The sequence below is a fragment of the Xanthomonas sp. AC360 genome (genome assembly GCF_979258225.1).
Genome location: NZ_OZ409846.1, coordinates 3391661 through 3412647, shown reverse-complemented (window position 1 = coordinate 3412647; position 20987 = coordinate 3391661). Strand labels below are relative to the sequence as shown.

Genomic DNA, 20987 nt, shown 5'->3' with positions numbered 1-20987 from the left:
TTGGCCCGTCACATTCTCGAGGATTGCCCTAAAGACTGCCGGCAGCAGGCCGACAAAGTATGCATCGTTCCGAGGAGCCTCCATGGGCATCCTGATCTACCTGGTGCCTGCCTTCGCACTCTGGGCGCTCATCGCCACGGGTCTGGCGTTCGTGCGTGGGCGCCAGCTCAATGTCGAGTACGGGCAGCACGCCAGTACCCAGGACAGTCTTGCGCGCTATCAGGCGGCGCTGTCGCAGCTCAAGGCACGCGCCGCGGCCACCACGCTGGAGCTGGAATCGCTACAGCGCAGCTACACCGTGCTCAAGCAGTCGCTGGAGCAGCAGGAACAAAACGCGGTAGAACAGCAGCGCTCAGAGGTCCCCGAGCAAGTGATTCCGATGGTCATGGTGCAGCGTTTGGATATCGCCAACGAGATCGGCACGCTGTTTGCCCATGTCGCCCGTGTCGCACGCAGCCTGCGTCGCTACAGCGCCTATAGCCGCGGTCACAATGCGCCCGAGCCCAGCACGGCACGCTACGACCTGCATTGGCTGGCTGACTGCCTGCACAGCTTCGACCAGGTGGGTCACGCGTTGGTGCGCGGCAATATCGCGGCATTGATCACGGCCTGCCAGGATCTGCTGTCGATGTACGAGCACTATCTGAAGGACGGCTCCGGCTACAACAGCCGCGACACCTTCCAGCGCCTGAGCAGCGATGTGCCACTGTCGGAGGCCACCGACGCCATTCGCTCGATCATCGTCAAGGCGACGCTGGCGCAGGATGTGCAGGACGCGGTGCAGGACGATGAAGCGGCCGTGGCGGTGGCAGCGGAGCAGTGATTCGGGAATCGGGAATCGGGAATCGGGAATCGGGAATCGCAAAAGCGTGTGATCGGAGAACTGTTGGGTCAACTCGCCTGCACGCATCCAAAGCATTGAAACTGCGCTTCGCTAGCGCAAAAAAAAACGCGCCGTTATCGGCGCGTTTTTGTTTCCACTTCCAGTACTAATGCTGCGGTAATGCGTAGGCGATCAACGCATCGCCGGCCGGGGTTTCCATGAAGTGGTGGCCGCCGGCCATGATCACCAGGTACTCGCGGCGGCCGTAGGAATACACCATCGGGTTGGCTTGCCCGCCGGCTGGCAACTTGGCGTGCCAGAGTTCCTTGCCGGTGGCCAGGTCGATGGCGCGGATCAGGTCGTCGGTGGCTGCCGCGATGAAGATCAAACCACCCGCTGTCACCACCGAACCACCGTTGTTCGGTGTGCCGATCTCGATCGGCAGGCCGGAGCGGATGCCGAACGGGCCATTGCCGCGCGCACTGCCGAACGGCCGGTCCCACAGCGTCTTGCCGCTGGCCAGATCGATGGCGCGGATACCGCCATACGGCGGCTCCTTGCACAACAGCTTGGTAAACGGCAGCCGCCAGCCGGCATTGACGTTGATCGCATACGGCGTGCCTGCCTGCGGGTCGCCCGCGCCTTCTGCGCCGCCGGCATCGCCGCGCACCTGGTCGCGCGGCGCCCAGCCCAGCTTGTCGGCCTTTGCACGCGGTACCAACAGGTTGTAGTTCGGCATGTCGTTGTAATTGGCCACGATCACGCCGTGCTGCTGATCCACCGCCACGCTGCCCCAATCCGAGCCGCCGTTGTAACCGGGATACTCGATCGAATGCAGATCGGCTTCCGGTGGCGTGTAGATGCCCTTGTAGCTGGCCTTGCGGAACTGGAGACGACACACCAATTGGTCGATCGGGGTCATGCCCCACATATCGCGCTCGGTCAGATCCGGCTTGCGCAACGTGTGATACAGCGAAAACGGCTGGGTTTTTGCGCGCATCTGCGGCTCCACGCCACCGCCGGGCACCGCACGTTCTTCCACGCCGACCAGCGGCTTGCCGGTGCGCCGATCCAGCACATACAACTCGCCCTGCTTGCTCGGCAGCAACACCGCCGGCACCTTGACGCCATCCTTGGGGAAGTCGATCAGGCTCGGCTGCGAACCCAGGTCGTAATCCCACGCGTCGATATGCGTGGTCTGGAAATTCCACACCGGCTTGCCGGTGGTGACGTCCAGCGCCACCAGCGAGGTGGCGTAGCGATTCTCTGGAGGCGTGCGCGAGCTGCTCCAGTAATCGGCAGTGGAATTACCCATCGGCAGGTACACATACCCTAACTGCTCGTCCGCAGCGGCGGTGGTCCACATATTGGGCGTGCCAGGCGTCCAGTTCTGGCCCGGTGGCGGTGCGCCATCCCAATCCGGATGCGTCATGTCCCAGGCCCAGCGCAATTTACCGGTCACCGCATCGAAGCCTTCGATCACACCGGACGGCTCGTACCGCTTCTGCCCATCGAGCACCTGATGCCCAGTAACGACCACCCCACGCACGATCGCCGGCGGTGAATTGATCGACACATAGCCGGGCGGCGTCTCGCCCATGCCCACTGTGATATCGACCTGCCCATTGCTGCCGAAGTCCGGGCACAGCTGACCGCTGCGTGCGTCCAGCGCAATCAGGCGCCCATCCAGCGTGCCTTCGATCACCCGCGTGCGGCACAGCGCTGAGCCATTGGATGCCACTTCGGCAGCGCCAGCGTTGGCTGCCGCTGGCACTTCGTAATACGACACGCCACGGCACGCGGCGGTATACGGAATCGCCTCGTCCTTGACCTTGGGGTCGTAGCGCCAACGCTGCTTGCCGGTGGACGCATCCAGCGCAATCACCTGGTTGCGCGCAGTGCACGGTACAGGCTGTCGCCCACCTTCAGCGGTGTGGTTTCCGCGCCCCAGCGCTTGCTCGGCAGATCGCCGGTATGGAAAACCCAGGCCTGCTGCAGCTGTGCGACGTTGTCGCGGTTGATCTGTTGCAGCGGCGAATAGCGCTGACCTGCCTGGCTACGCCCGTACGCCGCCCAATCGCCATCTGCCGGCGCGTTGGCCGGTTGCACATCGGTCGTTGCAGATGCTGCCGGTGCACTGCGATTGACCAGACCACCGGCCATCCCGGCGGCATGCGCCAGCGCGCCATCGGCCTCGGTGACGCCGTGCGGAATGAACGCCAGCACGAACGCGACCACAAACACTGCCGCCAGTACACCCGCCACGCTGCGCGACAGCGCGCGCGATACCGGGCGTTGCAGTGTTGGCAACAGCAGCGCGAGCACGAACGCCAGGCCCACGATCAGACCCAGACGCGGCACCCAACGCCAGTAATCGCTGCCCGACTCCCACCACGTCCACAGCACCGAGCCGGCCACCACGGCTGTAAACCACCACGCGCCCGCGTTGCGGCCACGGAACAGCAACACGCCAGCAATCAGCATCGCCGCACCGGCTGGTGCGTAATACCAGGAGCCACCCAGCGTGGCCAACCACACGCCACCGGCCAGCAACACCGCACCCAGCACGGCAATCACGCCTCCCAAGATCGCAAGCGCCCAATGGCCGCGACCGGAAGGACGATCCACATTCGTCATCAGTTGTTCCTCTTCGACTCAGCGGCGACGCAACGCCGCCGCACCGCCAATCACCTTCGACCTGCGCCGGTGAAAGCACCGCGTTTTCCGCAGTGGGGGCGCTTAAACACTGCGTTGCACATGTCATCGCCTGCAATAAAACGAGCGCGCAATAAACAAAATGCAATAAAAAAACGCCGGCATTGCCGGCGTTTTCGTTCAACTGCAGCGATGACGCTAGCCGATCATTCTTCGGTTGCCGGCGGCAGCGCGACGGACTCGACGGTTGCGCTCGCTTCTTCCACCACGTCGTCCACTTCATCCAGCGATGCGTCCAGGCGTTCGACCGCCTGCAGCTTCTCGCCCTTGGACAGACGGATCAACGTCACACCCTGCGTGTTGCGGCCCACGCGCGAAATTTCCGAACCGCGTGTGCGCACCAGGGTGCCGCCATCGGAGATCAGCAGCACTTCGTCGGTGGCGCCCAGCAGTACCGCACGCACCAGCTTGCCGTTGCGCTCGCTGGTCTGGATACCGATCACGCCCTGCGTGCCGCGTCCCTTGCGTGGGTATTCGGACAGTGGAGTGCGCTTGCCGTAGCCCTTCTCGGTGGCGGTGAGGATGTAGGCCATATCGTCGCTCTCGGCGACGTCGATCACCGCCGCCTCGGCGCCGTCTGCGCTATCGACGACGTCGTCCGCAGTGTCTTCATCGGACTCGATCTCGATCCCACCCGCCGGGTCGGACACGATCAGGCTGACCACTTCCTCGCCCTTGGGCATGCGGATACCACGCACGCCGGTGGCGGTACGGCCCATCGAACGCACAGTGGATTCGCCAAAGCGCACGGTCTTGCCGTTAGAGGCGAACAACAATACGTCGCGATCGCCATCGGTCAGCGCAACGCCGACCAGCGCGTCGCCATCGTCCAGATTGATCGCGATCTTGCCGCGCGCCAGACGGAAGGCGAATTCGCTGAGCGGGGTCTTCTTGACGGTACCGTTGCGGGTCGCGAAGAACACATAGCGGTTGTCGGCGTATTCGCGCACCGGCAACACCGCCTGCACCCGCTCGCCGGATTCCAGCGGAATCCAGTTGATGATCGGACGGCCACGCGCATTGGAGCCGGCTTCCGGCAACTGATGCACCGGCAGCCAGAACACCTTGCCGCTGCTGGTGAAGGTCAGCAACGTGTCGTGCGTGTTGACCAGCCACAGCTGATCGATGAAATCTTCTTCCTTGGTCGCTGCGGCAGAACGGCCACGCCCGCCACGCCGCTGCGCGCGATACGCGCTCACCGGCTGACGCTTGGCATAACCGGCGTGCGACAAGGTCACCACCACGTCTTCCGGCGCGATCAGATCGAGAATATCCAGATCTTCTTCGCTGTGACGGATCTCGGTGCGGCGCTCGTCGCCGTACTCTTCGCGAATGTTGATCAGCTCGTCGCGGATCACCTGCAGCAGCACATCGGGGTTTTCCAGGATGCGGATCAGGCCCTGGATGACCTCGAGCAACTGCTTGTACTCGTCGGTCAGCTTTTCCTGCTCCAACCCGGTCAGGCGATGCAAACGCATTTCCAGGATCTGCGAGGCCTGCACTTCGCTCAGCTGATAGAAGCCATTGGCCAAGCCCACGCCCGGCGCCAGGTCTTCCGGCTTGGACGCTTCGGCACCGGCGGCACCCAGCAGCGCACCGACCAGACCCGGTTCCCAAGTCTTGGCCAGCATGCGCTCGCGCGCTTCCTGCGGGTTGGCCGAGGTCTTGATCAACTCGATCATTTCATCGATGTTGGCCAACGCAACGGTCAGACCTTCCAGAACATGCGCACGCGCACGCGCCTTGCGCAGTTCGTAGATGGTGCGGCGGGTGACCACTTCGCGGCGGTGGCGGATGAACGCCTGCAGCATCTGCTTGAGGTTCATCAACTGCGGGCGGCCGTCGATCAGCGCCACCATGTTGATGCCGAACACCGACTCCATCTGGGTCTGCTGGTACAGGTTGTTGAGCACAACCTCGGCCGACTCGCCGCGCTTGATTTCGATGTAGATACGCATGCCGTCCTTATCGGACTCATCGCGCAGCTCGCTGATGCCTTCGAGCTTCTTTTCCTTGACCAGCTCGGCGATCTTTTCGATCAACCGCGCCTTGTTGACCTGGTACGGGATCTCGGTGACGACAATCGCCTCGCGGCCGTTGTCTGCCACTTCCACATCGGCCTTGGCGCGGATGCGCACGCGGCCACGGCCGGTGCGGTAGCCGGCGGCAATGCCGGCGGTGCCGTTGATGATGCCGGCAGTGGGGAAATCCGGGCCCGGAATGTACTCCATCAAGCCTTCGACATCCAGCTCGGGCGTATCGATCAACGCAATGCAGGCGTTGATCGCCTCGGTCAGATTGTGCGGCGGGATGTTGGTGGCCATGCCCACCGCGATACCGGCAGAACCGTTGACCAACAGGCTCGGGAACCGGGTCGGCATGACCGTCGGTTCCAATTCCTTTTCATCGTAATTGGGCTGGAAATCGACGGTTTCCTTGTCGATATCGGCCATCAGCTCATGCGCCAGCCGCGACATGCGCGACTCGGTGTAACGCATCGCCGCGGCGGAGTCGCCGTCGACCGAACCGAAGTTACCCTGGCCGTCCACCATCATGTAGCGCAGCGAGAACGGCTGCGCCATGCGCACCAGCGTGTCGTACACCGACTGGTCGCCGTGCGGATGGTATTTACCGATGACGTCGCCGACGATACGCGCCGACTTGAAATAGGCCTTGTTGCTGTGGGCGCCCAGCTCGTGCATCGCGAACAGCACGCGGCGGTGCACAGGCTTGAGGCCGTCACGGGCATCGGGGAGTGCGCGGCCAACGATCACGCTCATGGCGTAATCGAGATAGCTCTTGCGCATCTCGTCTTCCAGGTTGACCTGGATGATTTCCTTGGCGGTTTCTGCCATTCGGGTTCCGTAAGTGAGGTGGCGGGCGAGCCGGAAAGCCGCGTCGGGGGCGCCTCAGTCACAGGCTGCCGACCCCACGCTCCCGCCGATCGATTCAAGCCCCAGATTGTACCACGAAGGGGCTTCCCGATACCGTCGCTTTACGGCCAGAAACAAGCACTTGCAGGGATTTTGGCGGGACGTTGGCGGCAATCTTGCCGCCGGTCCGGCTCAGGCGCCGAAGGCGGCCTGCATTCGCGCCGGATCGGGCTGCTCGATCACCCCACGTTCGGTGACGATGGCATCGATCAGCGCGCCAGGGGTGACGTCGAACACCGGGTTCCAGGCATGGATACCCTCGGCCACCGTGCGCACCCCGCCCACGCCGAACAACTCGCCCGGATCGCGCTGCTCGATCTCGATCTGATCGCCATCGCTGGTGGCCATGTCCACCGTCGACGACGGCGCCACCACCATGAACTTGACCCCGTGGTGACGTGCGGCAATGGCCAGCTGGTACGTGCCGATCTTGTTGGCGGTGTCGCCGTTGGCGCAGATGCGGTCCGCGCCGACGATCACCCACTGCACCAGGCCGGATTTCATCAGATGCGCCGCAGCCGAGTCGGCGATCAGGGTGGCATCGATACCGTCCTGCTGCAGCTCCCACACGGTCAGGCGCGCGCCCTGCAGCCACGGCCGGGTTTCGCCGGCGAACACCTTGGCGATACGTTGCTGCGCCATGCCGGCGCGGATCACGCCCAGCGCGGTGCCGAAGCCGGCGGTAGCCAGCGAGCCGGTATTGCAGTGGGTGAGCACGCCGCTGCCCGGCGCGATAAGCCCGGCACCCAGCGCGCCCATGTGACGATTGGCGGCCAGATCCTCATCGGCGATGGCCTGCGCCTCGCGCGCAATCACCTCGCGCCAGTCTGCACCGGCCGCGCCCAACACCCGGCGCATGCGCATCAACGCCCAGGCCAGGTTGACCGCAGTCGGGCGCGCGGCATTGAGCCGCAACAGCGCCGGTTCGAGTTTCTGCAAGACCGCACTGCCATCGTCGGCAGCGATATCGCGCGCAGCCAACACCACGCCCCAGCCGGCCGCGATACCGATCGCCGGCGCACCACGCACGGCCAGCGAATGGATGGCCTCGGCCACCGCATCGCTGCTCTCGCAGCGCACATGCTCCACCACGAAAGGCAGCTTGCGTTGGTCGAGCAACTCCAGGGCATCGCCGGTCCACAGCAGGGGGCGGATGTGGTCGTAGCGGGCGTAATCGATATGGGCGCTGTCGTTCATCGCCCTATTGTAAGGCGCGCGCGTAGCCCAGTCAGTGACCGGCGATGCTCAGCCTGCAGGGTGCGAGCAGCAGTGCCTCAAGCGCAAAAGCCTGGTTGGTCGAGGGCGCGGCGCCCTCGCCGCTCGCGGGACACGCCGCAAGTACGTCCCTGTAGGCTCGGTAGCGGCATCCATGCCGCCACACGGTCCCGCAATCGGCGAGCACACCGCACCAGACGGTTTGCTGATTGTTTTGGAAGGAAGTTTGCCGATTGCCTTGTTGAAACCTGCCCGTCGATCGCGCTGCGCTACGAAGCTGATCAAACGCGGCGTTATCCAAACAACACACCACGCCTTGCGTGCAGCCGTGCACACCGACCGTCGCGACTGGTCCTTGCCCGCCCACCCTCGCGGGACCTTACGCGGCATGGATGCCGCGTAAGAGCTTACAAGGACGTACTTGCAGCGTGTCCCGCGAGGGTGGGCGGGCAAGGGCCCTGCAGCCAAACAGCAGATCAGCCACCCTGTGCAGCGAAAGCACGTGCGCAGCAGCTGGCGATGTACGTGGCCAAGATTCTTCGCCAGCAATAGACCACGCGGCAGGTTCGTCAGCCGCTCAGTCGACGATGAATTCCGCGCGGCAACCATCGTTGACCCACACCCCGTCGCGACTCCAGCCCCAGGTCTGGCCTTCCACGCACGCCGTCCTGGACAGTTGCCGGCCCAGGCGCACCTTGCGCTCCACCGACACCCCGCATGTGCGGCGCGCGCTTTTTTTCGATTCGCACGTGACCATGCGCGGCACCGCCACGAAACCGGACCCATCTTCGGCACCGACTTCGAACTCGCCATCGCAACCACGCGACACCCAGATTTCGTTACGCCGCGTTCCCCAGGTACGGTTTTCCTTGCACGGCCACATCGAGCGTTGCCGCAACAGGCGTACCGGCGCGCCGCGCAAGACCACCGGGCACACCACCTTGCCGCCGTTGGAATCGCAACGCACTACACGCCGCATCAGCGGTGTGGCCGGCACGGTGGCGGCGAATTCGGCACGACAGCCCTGCTCGACCCAGACACCGTCGCGGTCAACATCCCATTCGCTACCGCGGATACAGCTGGTTTCGGAGAGCTGGCGTACCAGTTGCACGCCGCTGGCGACATCCATCGCGCAATGCACACGCGCCATGTCCTTGGATTCGCAACGCACCACGCCGGAGCCGCGCTCAGCGGCGCGCGCATCGGCGAGCATCAGCAGCGGCAGGCACCACAAACCGCATAAGCTGATCAGCCACTTCATGCCAGCAATCCTCACCCCGAAACGATAAACGTCGCGCCCCCGTGGACGTGAAGATGAGAGCATCATCGATGTGAAGATAGCAATACGGCGGCGATGACAACGGCATGGCAGCGCAACCCACGCTTGCTTGCCGCACGACCAAATGCGTGCGGCATCGCCTACAGCAATGGGCTGCGCGGGTCCGGATCTGCGCTGTGATCAACTCCAGCCCGCCACGGCCAATCGCAACGCGGGGACCGCATTCGGGTATCGCGTCGAGCGCAGCTGAGAAAACCGAGCGCGCAGTCGTCATGTGAGTGCGGATGGCGCGCTGAGAACCGACGTGCACACGTAGTCCATGGCGCACCGCGCACCAGCGACGCAGGACCGGCGATGAGCGCAGCAGGGTTGTTGGCCGCTGCCAGTGCCTGGCGCATCGCCCGATTCCGCTGGTCGCAACTCAGGCGCGGGCGAAGTCGAACGCCAGCACGTCGGCAATCTGCGCGGTGCCGCGCAAGGCCATCAATAACCGATCCACACCCACCGCCACGCCTGCGCAATCGGGCAGCTGCGACAGCACCGCCAGCAGGTGCTCATCCAGCGGCAGCTGCGGCAATCCGCGCGCCGCACGCACGGCGTTGTCGCGGGTGAAGCGTGCCCGTTGCTCCTGCGCATCGTTCAATTCGTGGTAGCCGTTGGCCACTTCATAGCCGCCCAGATACAGCTCGAAGCGCTCGGCGACCGGCGGGCTATCGTGACGGATGCGCGCCAGCGCGCATTGGCTGGCGGGCCAGTCGTGCACCACGGTCAGCGTCTCGCTGGCAAAGCCTGGCTGGATGCGATGGGTCATCAGCAGGTCCAGCCAATCGTCGCGTGTCAGTCCCTGCGGATCGATGGCAACGTCATGCAGTGCTGCACGCAGCGTGTCGACCGGGTCCAGCAACGGGTCGATGCCCAGGCGTTGCACGAACAGCTCGCGATACGTAAGCACCTGCACGCTCGCCTCGCGCTGCACCAGGGCAAGCGCGCGCTGCACCAGTGCGACGGTTTCCTGCGCCAACTTACGGTCGTCCCAACCCACCCGATACCACTCGAGCATGCTGAATTCCGGATTGTGCCGGCCGCCGGCTTCGCCGTTGCGGAACACGCGCCCCAGTTCGTAACAATCGCCCAGGCCGGCGGCGAGCAGGCGTTTGAGCGGATACTCCGGCGAGGTGCGTAGCCAGCGCAGCGGCGCGCCAGCATCCACATGTCCGCTGAAGCGGGTGCTGAAACTTTCGATATTCGGCTCGGTGTTGCCGGCCTGCGACAGCACCGGCGTTTCCACTTCCAGCACGCTGCGCTCGGCAAAAAAGTCGCGAATCGCGGCATTGAGCTGGGCGCGCAACCGCAGCCCGGCCAGATCGAGTTGCGCTGCGGTCATGGCTGTTGGCCGTGCTCACCCAGGAAGGCCAGCAGCCGCGCTTCGTCCCAGATGTCCACGCCCAGCGATTGCGCCTTGTCGAGCTTGGAGCCGGCCTCCTCACCGGCCACAAGGAACGCGGTTTTCTTGGAGACGCTGCCGGCCACCTTGGCGCCTAATGCTTCGAGCCGCTGTTTGGCGGCATCGCGCGTCAAGGCGGCCAAGGTGCCGGTGATCACGACCGTCTGGCCGTCCAAGGGGCCGGCCTGCACGGCCTCGGCGTCCGGCAGGCGCGCCAGCACCGTTTCCATCGCCTGTTGTGCCGATGTGGCGAGTGCCGCATTTTCCGGGCGATCCAGCCATTGCAGCAGCGCGGCGACCACCGGTGCGGGCACGCCGGCCTGCAATAACGCGTCGCTGCCGGCAGTGCGCAGCGCATCGAACGACGGCACCGCCGCCGCCAGTTGCTGCGCGCGTACCGGCGTCACCTTGGGAATGTCCATGTCTTCCAGCACGCTGGCAAAACTCAAGGCATCGCGCAGCTTGGGCGATGGCGGGTGCGCATCGCCGATGCGCACGCCACGTTGCAGTAAATCGTCGATGGCCTGCTGATTGCCAGGCTGATCGAGGAAGTGCCCGAGCGAACGCGCCACTTCGCCACCGATATCGGGCACGCGTTTGAACAGCGGCCACGGCAGATGGCGGATCAGCTCCAGATCGCCGAACCACGCCGCCAAGGCCTTGGCCGTACTCTCGCCCACATGCTCGATGCCCAGCGCGAACAGAAAGCGCTCCAGCGTGGTGTCGCGCGATGCTTCGATCGCCTCGATCAGGTTCTCCGCCCATTTGGTGGCGATCTTGCGGCGGTTCCAATCGAAGCCTGTGAATTTCAAGCCCAGAACTTGCGCTTGCCAATTCTCAGGCCAATCAGCTTGCCCATCGATCAAATCGACGCCCAGCAAACCCGTCAAGCCTTCCAGTTCGCGGTATTTATTTTCTGCCAAATGCTCGCGCGCCTCGCGCAAGAACGCATGTGGGCTGTCGGCGGTGCTGATCAGGCGCAGTTGCAGCAGTTGATCGACGGTGAGCAGATACAGATCGGCCACACCTTGCACCAGTCCGCTATCGACCAGCACTTCGATGAATTTCTCACCCAGACCGTCGACATCCATCGCACGCCGCGACACGAAATGCCGAAACGCCTCCTTGCGCTGCGCCGGGCAGGTCAACTCGCCCGAGCACCGCCACACCGCCTGGCCTTCTTCGCGCACGATCTCCGACCCGCACACCGGGCACTGGGTAGGCATGCGCCATTCCTGCGTGCCCGGCGGGCGCTGGTCGGCGACAACGCCGGCGACTTCCGGAATCACATCGCCGGCACGGCGCACGATCACCGTGTCGCCCACGCGCACATCCAGCCGCGCGATCTGGTCGGCGTTATGCAGCGTGGCATTGGTGACGATCACGCCGGCCACATGTACCGGCTTCAGTCGCGCCACCGGCGTCGCCGCACCGGTACGGCCAATCTGGATCTCGATCGCTTCCACCGTGGTGGATTGCTCCTGCGCCGGGAATTTGTGCGCAATCGCCCAGCGCGGCGCGCGCGAAACGAACCCCATCTCCCGCTGACCGGCCAGATCGTCGAGCTTGTACACCACGCCATCGATATCGAAGGCCAGCCCGTCGCGCGCCGCGCCAATGCGTTGGTAGTACGCCAACAGGCCCTCGCTGCCCTGCACCACTTCGACCAGCTGGCTGACCGGAAACCCCCAGGCGCGCAATTGCGCCAGGATGGCCGAATGCGTCTGCGGCAAGGCGCCGTCGCGCACCTCGCCCACGCCGTACGCAAAAAAACTGAGTGGGCGCTGCGCGGTGATGCGCGCGTCCAGCTGCCGCAGCGAGCCGGCCGCACCATTGCGCGGATTGGCCAGCACCTTGCCACCCTGCGCACGCATCTGCGCGTTGTACGCCTCGAACGCGGCGCGCGGCATGTAGACCTCGCCGCGCACTTCCAGCACCTTCGGCCACCCCTGCCCACGCAAACGCAGCGGAATTGCCTTGACCGTGCGCAGATTGGCGCTGACATCCTCGCCCGCGGCGCCATCGCCACGGGTCGCACCTTGCACGAACTCGCCATCTTCGTAGCGCAGGCTGATGGCCAGGCCATCGAGCTTGGGTTCGGCCGAAAACACCGGTTGTTTGAGCTCCAGCCGCTCGCTGATGCGGCGGACGAACTCGCTCACTTCCTCATCGCTGAAGGCATTGCCCAGCGACAACATCGGCAGCGCATGCCGCACTTCGGCAAAGCGCGACGCGGCCAGATACCCCACCCGCTGCGTTGGCGAATCGGCAGTGGCCAGTGCCGGGTGCTCGGCTTCCAGCGCCTCCAGCTCACGCATCAGGCGGTCGTAATCGACGTCGGCCATCTGCGGCTCGTCGAGCACGTGATAGCGGTAGTTCGCGTCTTCGATTCGGCGACGCAGGGCATCGATGCGCTGAGCGGGATCCGGGCTGACAGTCATACGATCGCTGGGCTGGCACTGGGCCGCCCATTCTAACGGGCCGTGCCGATGCGCAAGCGATGACGCGCCCTGACGTCGCCCCCCCGATCCGATGTCGCTGACCGCATCAACAGCGGCAGGCAAGCGCGCAAGGCCAAACGTAATGATGCCGGCAGCGCCTCGCTCGCACCCCGGCAGCAAGCCCAGCAGGATTTGCCGTCACGCGGACAGGCGCGACTGGCTTCCTGGACCGCCGGATCTGCCCGCTGACGGCCAACAGCTTGCCGCCCGGGGATTTCCCGATAGGCAGACCGGCACAAACCCGCTAGCGTGGCGACCTCTTTGCCCTGCTCGTCTGGAGCTCACCCGTGTCGTTGCCCGTTTCGCGCCGTTCGTTTCTCAGCCTTGCCACCACTGGCGTGGCAGTTTCCGCATTGGGGCTGGCACCCGCGGCTGAGGCGGCCCGCAAGCGCGCAGCCGCGGCCCCAGCGCCGGGCGTCGCACCGGCAGCAGGCACGGTGCTGCTCAACCTCAACGAACATCCGCTTGGGCCTGCTCCGGCAGCGCTGGATGCCGCAACGCGGTCGCTGGCGCGTTCGGGCCGTTATCTGCAGGAGATGGAGCAGGACCTGCGCAATCTGATGACCGGCGAGTTGCAGCTGCCCAACGACCATCTGGCGTTGTTTCCCGGGTCCAGGGACGCACTGAATCGCGCCAGCAACCTGTTCACCTCGGCGCGCGCCGGCCTGGTGGTGGCAGACCCGAGCTTCGACCCGGTCATCGACAGCGCCACTGCCCGCGGTGTGCAGGTGCGCAAGGTGCCGCTGCGTGCCGATGGCGCGCACGACGTCAAGGCGATGGCCAAGGCCGACCCAACCGCCGGCCTGATCTATCTGTGCAATCCCGGCAATGCCACCGGCAGCATCACCCCGCGCAGCGACATCGAATGGCTGCTGGCCAACAAGCCGGCCAGCGCGGTGCTGGTGGTCGACGAGGCCTACATCCACTACAGCAACGAGCCGTCGATGGTCGACCTGGTGCGTCAGCGCCAGGACCTGATCGTGCTGCGCAGTTTCTCCAAACTCTACGGCATGGCCGGCCTGCGCCTCGGCGCAGCGCTTGCCCCGCCGGGCTTGCAGACCAAGCTCGCCAGCTTCGGCAGCACCCCGTTGCCGGTCCCGGCCATGGCGGCCGGTATCGCCAGCCTGCGCGACCCGCAACTGGTGCAGACCCGGCGCGCGGACAACGCACGCGTGCGCGATGAGACCGTCGCCTGGCTCAAGAGTAAGGGCTACACCTGCCTGCCCACGCAAGCGAACTGCTTCATGCTGGACGTCAAGCGCGAGGCCGGCGTGTTTGCCGATTCGATGCAGAAGCAGGGCGTGGTCGTCGGCCGCAGCTGGCCGATCTGGCCCAAGCGCGTGCGCGTGACCGTTGGCACCGAGGCAGAGATGATGCGGTTCCGCGAGGCGTTTACCAAAGCCAAGCGCTGAGGGCCAACGCCTGCCACGCGCCCTGCCCGACCAGCGGACCTAGGGATCCAGTTCCGCTGTGGCGGGTGTGCGCAAGCTGCGCCGGATCCACAGATAGCTGATGACAAAGGTCAGCACCATCGAGCCTGCATTCCACAGCAGCAGCTCACGCAACATCGACGGGCCTTGCAGGATGTGCGCGTAGTAGCGGCGATCGAACAACGCGATCGCATGCGGCAGGAACACACTGATGAAGGGCGTCGGCACCGGCGCCACCAGCAGAGTGATGGCAGCGGCGAAACTGCCCACCACCCACGGCGAGTTGCGCGGGCGTTTGCGCAGGCGCGCGGTGATCAACGAAAAGATCCACAACAGCGGCATTGCCAGAATTGCCCACAGCACCAGCAGCAAGGCCACCGCCAACACGCCCTGCAGACTCAACATCGCTCAACTCACCAGCGCGGGGACTTGGTCAGCGGCGGTGCCTGGTGCTGACGATCGTAGGCACGTAGTTCGTCGCGGATATGCGCCACACGCTGGCGGCCCAGCGCATTGCGGCTGTCGTCCAGCACCACGCCGTCCAGCAACTCGGCCATGCGTTGCACGGTCGGCAGCATTTTTTCCCAGGCATCCAGCGCGGTCATCGGCGCCGGCAAGGTCAGGAAAAACGCGATCGCCGGGGTCTGCATCTCGCGGATGTTGGCCATATCGAAACTGCCCGGCTTGAGGATGCTGGCCATGCTGAAGATCGGCCCGCGCTCCGGATGCCCTTCCACCAGGCGGTGAAACACATTCATATGGCCGAACACCAGGCCGGTCTTTTCTGCGGCAACCACCACATCTTCGCCACGCAGGATCTGGCCGGCCTTGGCCGCCACGAACAGCGACACAATCTTGTCGAAATCCTGGTTGGGGCGCTTGCCGACATCGTTACCGCCGGCACCATCCTGGTCGTCCAGGTTGAGTTCGCTCTGTTCGGCACTGCCTTCGCTGCGCTCGAACGTTTCGCCATCGACACCCGCATCGCCGGAAATCACCGGCTCGCGGCGTTCGCGCGGTTGACCGTCGTCCTTGTCGACGCGACGCCCCTGTGGCGATTTCTTCGGACGGCCGAACAGAAAAATTGCAGCGACCAGCAGCAGTCCCGCGATCAGGATCCCGATCCGGATCATGGCCATGTCGGACATTCAGCGTGCCTCCGCATAAGAGTGACAGGTGTCATCATTCCAGCAAGCATGGCACGTCATGCCGCACCCGCCAAACGTGCCGCCTCTTCCAGGTCCACGCTGACCAGACGGCTGACGCCCGGCTCGCGCATGGTCACACCGGACAACTGGCGCGCCGCTTCCATGGTCGCCTTGTTATGGCTGACGAACAGGAACTGCACCTTCTCGCTCATCTCGCGCACCATGTTGGCCAGGCGGCCGACATTGGCTTCGTCCAGCGGCGCGTCCACCTCGTCCAACAGACAGAACGGCGCAGGATTGAGCTGGAAGATCGCAAACACCAGCGCCACGGCGGTCATCGCCTTTTCGCCACCGGACAGCAGCGAAATGCTGGACACACGCTTGCCCGGCGGGCGCGCCATGATGGTCACGCCGGTGTCGAGCAGGTCTTCGCCGGTGAGTTCCAGATACGCGTGCCCACCGCCGAACAGGCGTGGATACAGCGCCTGCACGCCGGAGTTGACGCGATCGAAGGTGTCCTTGAAACGGCCGCGGGTTTCGCGGTCGATCTTGCGGATGGCTTCTTCCAGCGTTTCCAGTGCGGTATTGAGGTCCAGGTTCTGCGCTTCCAGATATTCCGAGCGCTGCGCAGCCTCGCCGTATTCCTGGATCGCAGCCAGATTCACCGGCTCCAGGCGCCGCATGCGCCCGTCGATCTGGCTCACCGCCGCTTCCCATTCGGGCGCGTTGGCAGACTCGGACAGGCCATTGACCACGTCTTCGAGCACGAAGCCGGATTTGACCACCGCGGCAGACAACTGCTCGGCGTTGAGCACCAGCGCCTGTTGATCGAGCTTGCGCTGGCTGATGCGCTCGCGCTGTGCTAGCGCCTGTTCGTCGCGCTGCTGACGGGTCTGCTCGAAGCTGCGCAGCTCACCGTCGATGCTGTCGAGCAACGTCCGCGTTTCGCTGAGCACGCGCTCGGTGCGGACACGCTCGCTCAGTGCGGCCTGATGTTCGTGCTCCAGCGTTTCCACCGGCGAATCGCCGTCGCTGAGCTGGGAGACCAGATCTTCCAGGCGCGTATCGAGCTGGCCGCGCTGGCTGTCCATGCGCTCCAGGGTCTGGCTGAGCGAGGTGATCTGAGTGCGCTGCGATTCCAGCGTCAGCGCCAAGGCATGCATCGCATCGCGCACGCCACGTGCGGCATCGCGCGCCTGGTCGCGCGCATCGGTGAGCTGGCGGCGTTCGTTTTCCAGCGCCTGCCGCGTGCCTTGCAGATCGCCCATCAGGGTGACCGCGTCTTCGAGTTTCGCGCGGGCCTCGCGGGCCTGTTCGCGGCTGGTATCCAGCGTTTCCAGCAACTGCGACAACTCGTTTTCGATGCGCTCGATGCGCGTGCGCGCTGCATCGACCTTGCCCTGCTGGCTCTGCAACTGGCCGGCCAGTTCGGACACGCTGCGGTGCGCCATGTAGAGCTGACGCTGCGCATCTTCGCGCTGCTGTTCGGCGGCCAGCGATTGCTCGCGGAAGCTGGTGAGCCGCTGTTCTAGCTCGGCTTCGCGCTCCTGCAGGGTGTCGATCTGCGTGCGCAGTTCCTGGATGTCGCGCTCGCGCAGCAAGGCGCCCTGCTTGGCCGCGCCAGAGCGCGATACGCGCACCCAGCCCTCGCCCAAGCGCTCGCCATTGCGGGTGATGACCGAGTCGCCTTCCGGCAACGCGGCTTGCAACGCGCGTGCGGCCTGCAGATCGTCGGCCGCATGCAGCCGCGCCAGCAACCGACGAATCGCAATCGGCCCCTGCACTTTGGATGCCAATGAGGTCGGTGCAAACGTGGCGGCATCGGTGGCGTTGGACACCAGCGCAATGCGGCCTTCGCCCAACTCGCCCAGCGCGTCGACCAGCTGTTCGGGCGCCTCCACCAGCACCCCTTCGATCAACTGCCCCAGCGCGCTTTCGACGGTGTTTTCCCAGCCGCTTTCCACCGTAATGCGCTCGCCAACACGCGCCGCCGAATCCAGCCCACGCGACTTCAGCCACGCCACCGCCGCGCCCTGCTCCTGGCCGAGGGCGGCCTGCTGCAGGGTTTCCAGCGACGACAGCCGGCCGCGCGCAGCCTGCGCGTGCTTGCGCACCTCGGCCAGCTCGCCCTGGCTGGCCCGCTGTTGTTCCTGCAGACCGCCCAAGGCGTGCTTGCGCGCTTCGACTTGCTCGGTCAGCCCGTCCAGCGACGCCTTTTGGGTTTCATGGCGCAGCTCGACCTGCTCGAACGCCTCGGCCAGCGCATCCAGATCCAGCCCGGCCCGTTCGTTGACCAGCGCTTCGCGGCGGCGGTCGGCCTCCAGCGATTGGCGGTCCAGATAATCGACACGCGTGCGCTCCACTTCGCCGGCGCGCGAGGCTTCGCCGGTGTCGCGGTTATGGGTTTCCCAGCGCTGCTGCCAGTCGGCCAGCCGCGCCTCGGCTTCGCGCAGCGATTCCTGGCGGAACTCATGGTCCTCGCGCAGCTGTTCCAGCTGCGGTTCGGCCGCATCCACCGCTTCGCGCAGCACGGCCAGTTTTGAGGAGTCGCCACTGATGTGCTGGGTCAATTCCTGCAGCTGGCTCTGCGCCTCATCGCGCGCCTTGTGCAAGCGATGCGAGAGTTCGCGCTGGTGCTGGATCTGCTGTTCGATGCGCGCCAGCGCGCTGCCCACCTGGTAGACGTCGGCCTGCGCCTTGGCCACCGCTTCGGCCGCCTCTTCGCGGCGCACACGCCCGGTTTCGATCCGCGCTTCGGCATCGCGCTGGTCGGCGATCAGCTGCTGCAGACGGGTTTCTTCCTGATTCAACTTTTCGCGCAGGCCCTGCAATTGCCCATCCAGGCCGCGGTACTCCAGCGCCTTCCACTCGGCATCCTTGATCCGGCGTTCTTCCTGCAAGGCCTGGTATTGCTCGGCCTGACGCGCCTGGCGCTGCAGATGCGCCAGCTGCTTGGTGATCTCTTCGCGCAGGTCGCCCAGGCGGTCGAGATTTTCGCGGGTGTGGCGGATGCGGGTTTCGGTTTCCTTGCGGCGTTCCTTGTACTTGGAAATGCCGGCGGCCTCTTCCAGATACACGCGCAGATCTTCCGGACGCGCCTCGATGATCTGGCTGATCATGCCCTGCTCGATGATCGAGTAGCTGCGCGGCCCCAGGCCGGTGCCCAGGAACAAATCGGTAATGTCGCGACGCCGGCACTTGGTGCCGTTGAGGTAATAGGCGCTGTTGCCGTCGCGGCTGACCAGGCGCTTGACCGAGATCTCGTTGAACGAGGCGAACTCACCGGTGATGGTGTGATCGGAGTTGTCGAAGATCAGTTCCACCGTCGCCTGCGACACCGGCTTGCGCGCCGATGAGCCGGAAAAGATCACGTCGGTCAGCGAGTCGCCACGCAGCCGGCTGGCCGAGCTTTCGCCCATCACCCAGCGCACCGCATCGATGATGTTGGACTTGCCGCAACCATTGGGGCCGACGATGCCGGTCATGTTGGTGGGCAGGTGCAACGTGGTCGGGTCGACGAACGACTTGAAACCGGACAGCTTGATCGTGGACAGGCGCATGGGACGGACGGGTTCCGGGCACCGCGCGGACACAGCCGGCAGGCGCTTTTCCTGTGGAGCCGACACCTAAGCCCTTGATCGGCAAGATCTGCAGGCCGTGGAACCGACAATGGGGCATGAGTATAACGGTGCCGTCGCTACGCTGCGGCTGGCCGTAAAAGACGAAGGGCGCCTAACAAGGCGCCCTTCGGTTCACACATGCAGCAAGGATCAGGCGTCGGATTCGACGATGACCTTGACCGAGGTTTCCACATCGGCGTGCAGGTGCAGCACAACGTCGTACTCGCCGACATTGCGGAATGCGCCTTCGCCCAGGATCACTTCGCTCTTTTCCAGCGGCAGGCCGGCAGCGGTGAACGCCTCGGCGATGTCGCGCGGGCCAACCGAGCCGTACAGCTTGCCTTCGGTGGACGCGTGTGCGCCGATGGTGACGCTGGCGCCTTCGAACTTGGTGGCACGGGTCTGAGCATCGGCCAGGATGGTGTTGGCCTTGGCTTCGTAATCGGCGCGCTTGGTTTCGAACGCTTCGACGTTGGCAGCGGTGGCCGGAACGGCCTTACCCTGCGGCACGAGGAAGTTACGGCCGTAGCCCGGCTTGACGCTGACCTTGTCGCCCAGGTTGCCCAGGTTGGTCACTTTCTGCAGAAGAATCAGATCCATGGTGGTGCTCCGTTATTCGTTAGCGCTGGCACTTTGGCCGACGCAACGGGTGCTGTCCGAAAAGACGGGATTCGGGAATCGGGATTTGGGAATCGCAAGAGCACGATCAACACCGCATCTCGAATGACCGGTCTCTATCAATTTGATAACCCGCATAGGGATGTGCGGGCTATTGTGAGAACTCGCATGCAGCCGCATGGGCTCCTACGAGGACTCACTTCTTTCGTGCGGGCCGCTATGAGCGACCCTCAACGAACGACCGATCAAACGTCGTGGTTGTCCGTGTACGGGATCAGCGCCAGGAAACGCGAGCGCTTGACGGCCGTCGCCAGCTGACGCTGGTACTTGGACTTGGTACCGGTCACGCGGCTCGGCACGATCTTGCCGTTCTCGGTGAGGTACTGACGCAGGGTGTTGAGATCCTTGTAATCGATCTCTTTGACGCCCTCGGCGGTGAACTTGCAGAACTTGCGACGACGGAAGAACTTGGACATGACAGCGCTCCTTAAGCGGCTTCGGCGTTGTCGCCGTCGGTATCGGTGGCGGCAGGTGCAGCATCGCCTTCCTCGTCGTCACGACGACGACGCTCGCTACGCTCGGGCTTGTCGCCCTTCTCGTCCTTGCTCTTCATGATCAGCGACTGCTCGGTATCCGGGCCATCGCGCTTGACGACCAAGTGACGCAGCACCGCATCGTTGAAGCGGAAGCTTTCCACCAGCTCGCTCAGCACGGCCTGGTCGACTTCGATGTTGAGCAGCACGTAGTGCGCCTTCACCAGATTCTGGATCGGGTAGGCCAGCTGACGACGGCCCCAGTCTTCCAGACGGTGAATGGTGCCGTTACCGCCCTCGATCAGCGACTTGTAGCGCTCGATCATGGCCGGGACCTGCTCGCTCTGGTCCGGATGGACCAGGAACACGACTTCGTAATGACGACTCATGTTGTTTTACCTTTCGGATGTGGCCACGTGGGCCGGACAGCTCCCCGGTGGTCCGCGCAAGGCGGCCGGTGGAGCAAGGGTTCCCACCCGGAACCGGGCAGGAAGCCGGAAAGTATGGCAGCGCAGGGGCCGCACCGCAAGGCTAAGGGGCCATACACATGCGGAGTGGTTACACCCGCTGCAGACGAAAGCGCGCCGCCATACGCGTTGGCGTTCGATGCAGAGTGCTTCCAGCAGCAGTCCTCAGCCCTTCGCCGCCGCGATCGCCTGCCCGGACAGTGTCGCGTGCAGCCTGCGCAAGCGCCAGGAAAATCCTGCTCGGGCACCTGGCCAGCACGT

At 64.7% G+C, this 20987-nt stretch carries 13 protein-coding genes, 1 other RNA gene and 1 pseudogene; 2 read left to right on the top strand and 13 right to left on the bottom strand.

Annotated elements, in window-relative coordinates:
- Positions 1-82 precede the first annotated feature (82 nt).
- Positions 83-823: a hypothetical protein gene (locus ACZZ0O_RS14675; RefSeq protein ID WP_463591120.1), complete on the top strand. Its 741-nt coding sequence runs from the start codon at positions 83-85 to the stop codon at positions 821-823.
- A 166-nt stretch (positions 824-989) separates the two neighbouring features.
- Here the strand turns inward: ACZZ0O_RS14675 and ACZZ0O_RS14670 are convergent.
- From ACZZ0O_RS14670 to ligA, 7 genes and pseudogenes are all read right to left on the bottom strand, one after another.
- Positions 990-3460 (bottom strand): annotated as a pseudogene (locus ACZZ0O_RS14670) (membrane-bound PQQ-dependent dehydrogenase, glucose/quinate/shikimate family).
- 224 nt (positions 3461-3684) lie between these two features.
- A complete protein-coding gene (gyrA, locus tag ACZZ0O_RS14665; protein WP_115553487.1) occupies positions 3685-6393 on the bottom strand; it encodes a DNA gyrase subunit A in 2709 nt (902 codons plus the stop codon).
- A gap of 210 nt (positions 6394-6603) precedes the next feature.
- Complete coding sequence (gene mtnA / locus ACZZ0O_RS14660) at positions 6604-7668, bottom strand: S-methyl-5-thioribose-1-phosphate isomerase (protein WP_463591119.1); 1065 nt, start codon at positions 7666-7668, stop codon at positions 6604-6606.
- 595 nt (positions 7669-8263) lie between these two features.
- Entirely contained in the window at positions 8264-8947 is a 684-nt protein-coding gene (locus ACZZ0O_RS14655; RefSeq protein WP_055844638.1) for a DUF3011 domain-containing protein, read from the bottom strand.
- 262 nt (positions 8948-9209) lie between these two features.
- Positions 9210-9286: non-coding RNA, sX9 sRNA (locus ACZZ0O_RS14650), on the bottom strand.
- A 100-nt stretch (positions 9287-9386) separates the two neighbouring features.
- Positions 9387-10349: an EF-P lysine aminoacylase EpmA gene (epmA, locus tag ACZZ0O_RS14645; protein WP_463591118.1), complete on the bottom strand. Its 963-nt coding sequence runs from the start codon at positions 10347-10349 to the stop codon at positions 9387-9389.
- A complete protein-coding gene (gene ligA / locus ACZZ0O_RS14640) occupies positions 10346-12850 on the bottom strand; it encodes an NAD-dependent DNA ligase LigA (protein ID WP_463591117.1) in 2505 nt (834 codons plus the stop codon). The genes epmA and ligA overlap by 4 nt, the downstream gene beginning before the upstream one ends.
- 347 nt (positions 12851-13197) lie before the next feature.
- Here ligA and ACZZ0O_RS14635 point away from each other — a divergent pair, with 347 nt between their 5' ends.
- Positions 13198-14322 carry a pyridoxal phosphate-dependent aminotransferase gene (locus tag ACZZ0O_RS14635; RefSeq protein WP_463591116.1) on the top strand — a complete coding sequence of 375 codons (1125 nt, stop codon included), beginning with the start codon at positions 13198-13200 and terminating at the stop codon, positions 14320-14322.
- A gap of 39 nt (positions 14323-14361) precedes the next feature.
- Here the strand turns inward: ACZZ0O_RS14635 and ACZZ0O_RS14630 are convergent, their stop codons facing one another.
- From ACZZ0O_RS14630 to rpsF, 6 genes are all read right to left on the bottom strand, one after another.
- A complete protein-coding gene (locus tag ACZZ0O_RS14630; RefSeq protein ID WP_463591115.1) occupies positions 14362-14745 on the bottom strand; it encodes a hypothetical protein in 384 nt (127 codons plus the stop codon).
- An 8-nt stretch (positions 14746-14753) separates the two neighbouring features.
- Positions 14754-15488, bottom strand: a complete 735-nt coding sequence (gene zipA, locus ACZZ0O_RS14625) for a cell division protein ZipA (RefSeq protein WP_463591114.1) — start codon at positions 15486-15488, stop codon at positions 14754-14756.
- Between the two features lie 56 nt (positions 15489-15544).
- Positions 15545-19048 carry a chromosome segregation protein SMC gene (gene smc / locus ACZZ0O_RS14620; protein WP_463591113.1) on the bottom strand — a complete coding sequence of 1168 codons (3504 nt, stop codon included), beginning with the start codon at positions 19046-19048 and terminating at the stop codon, positions 15545-15547.
- A 210-nt stretch (positions 19049-19258) separates the two neighbouring features.
- The gene (gene rplI / locus ACZZ0O_RS14615) at positions 19259-19708 is read right to left on the bottom strand and encodes a 50S ribosomal protein L9 (RefSeq protein ID WP_055844660.1); all 450 of its coding nucleotides are present in this window, start codon (positions 19706-19708) and stop codon (positions 19259-19261) included.
- Between the two features lie 263 nt (positions 19709-19971).
- On the bottom strand, positions 19972-20202 hold the full coding sequence (rpsR, locus tag ACZZ0O_RS14610; protein ID WP_005991243.1) for a 30S ribosomal protein S18: 231 nt from the start codon (positions 20200-20202) through the stop codon (positions 19972-19974).
- A gap of 11 nt (positions 20203-20213) precedes the next feature.
- Positions 20214-20648 (bottom strand): 30S ribosomal protein S6, encoded by a 435-nt coding sequence (rpsF, locus tag ACZZ0O_RS14605; protein WP_055844662.1) that lies wholly within the window; start codon positions 20646-20648, stop codon positions 20214-20216.
- Between the last annotated feature and the right edge of the window lie 339 nt (positions 20649-20987).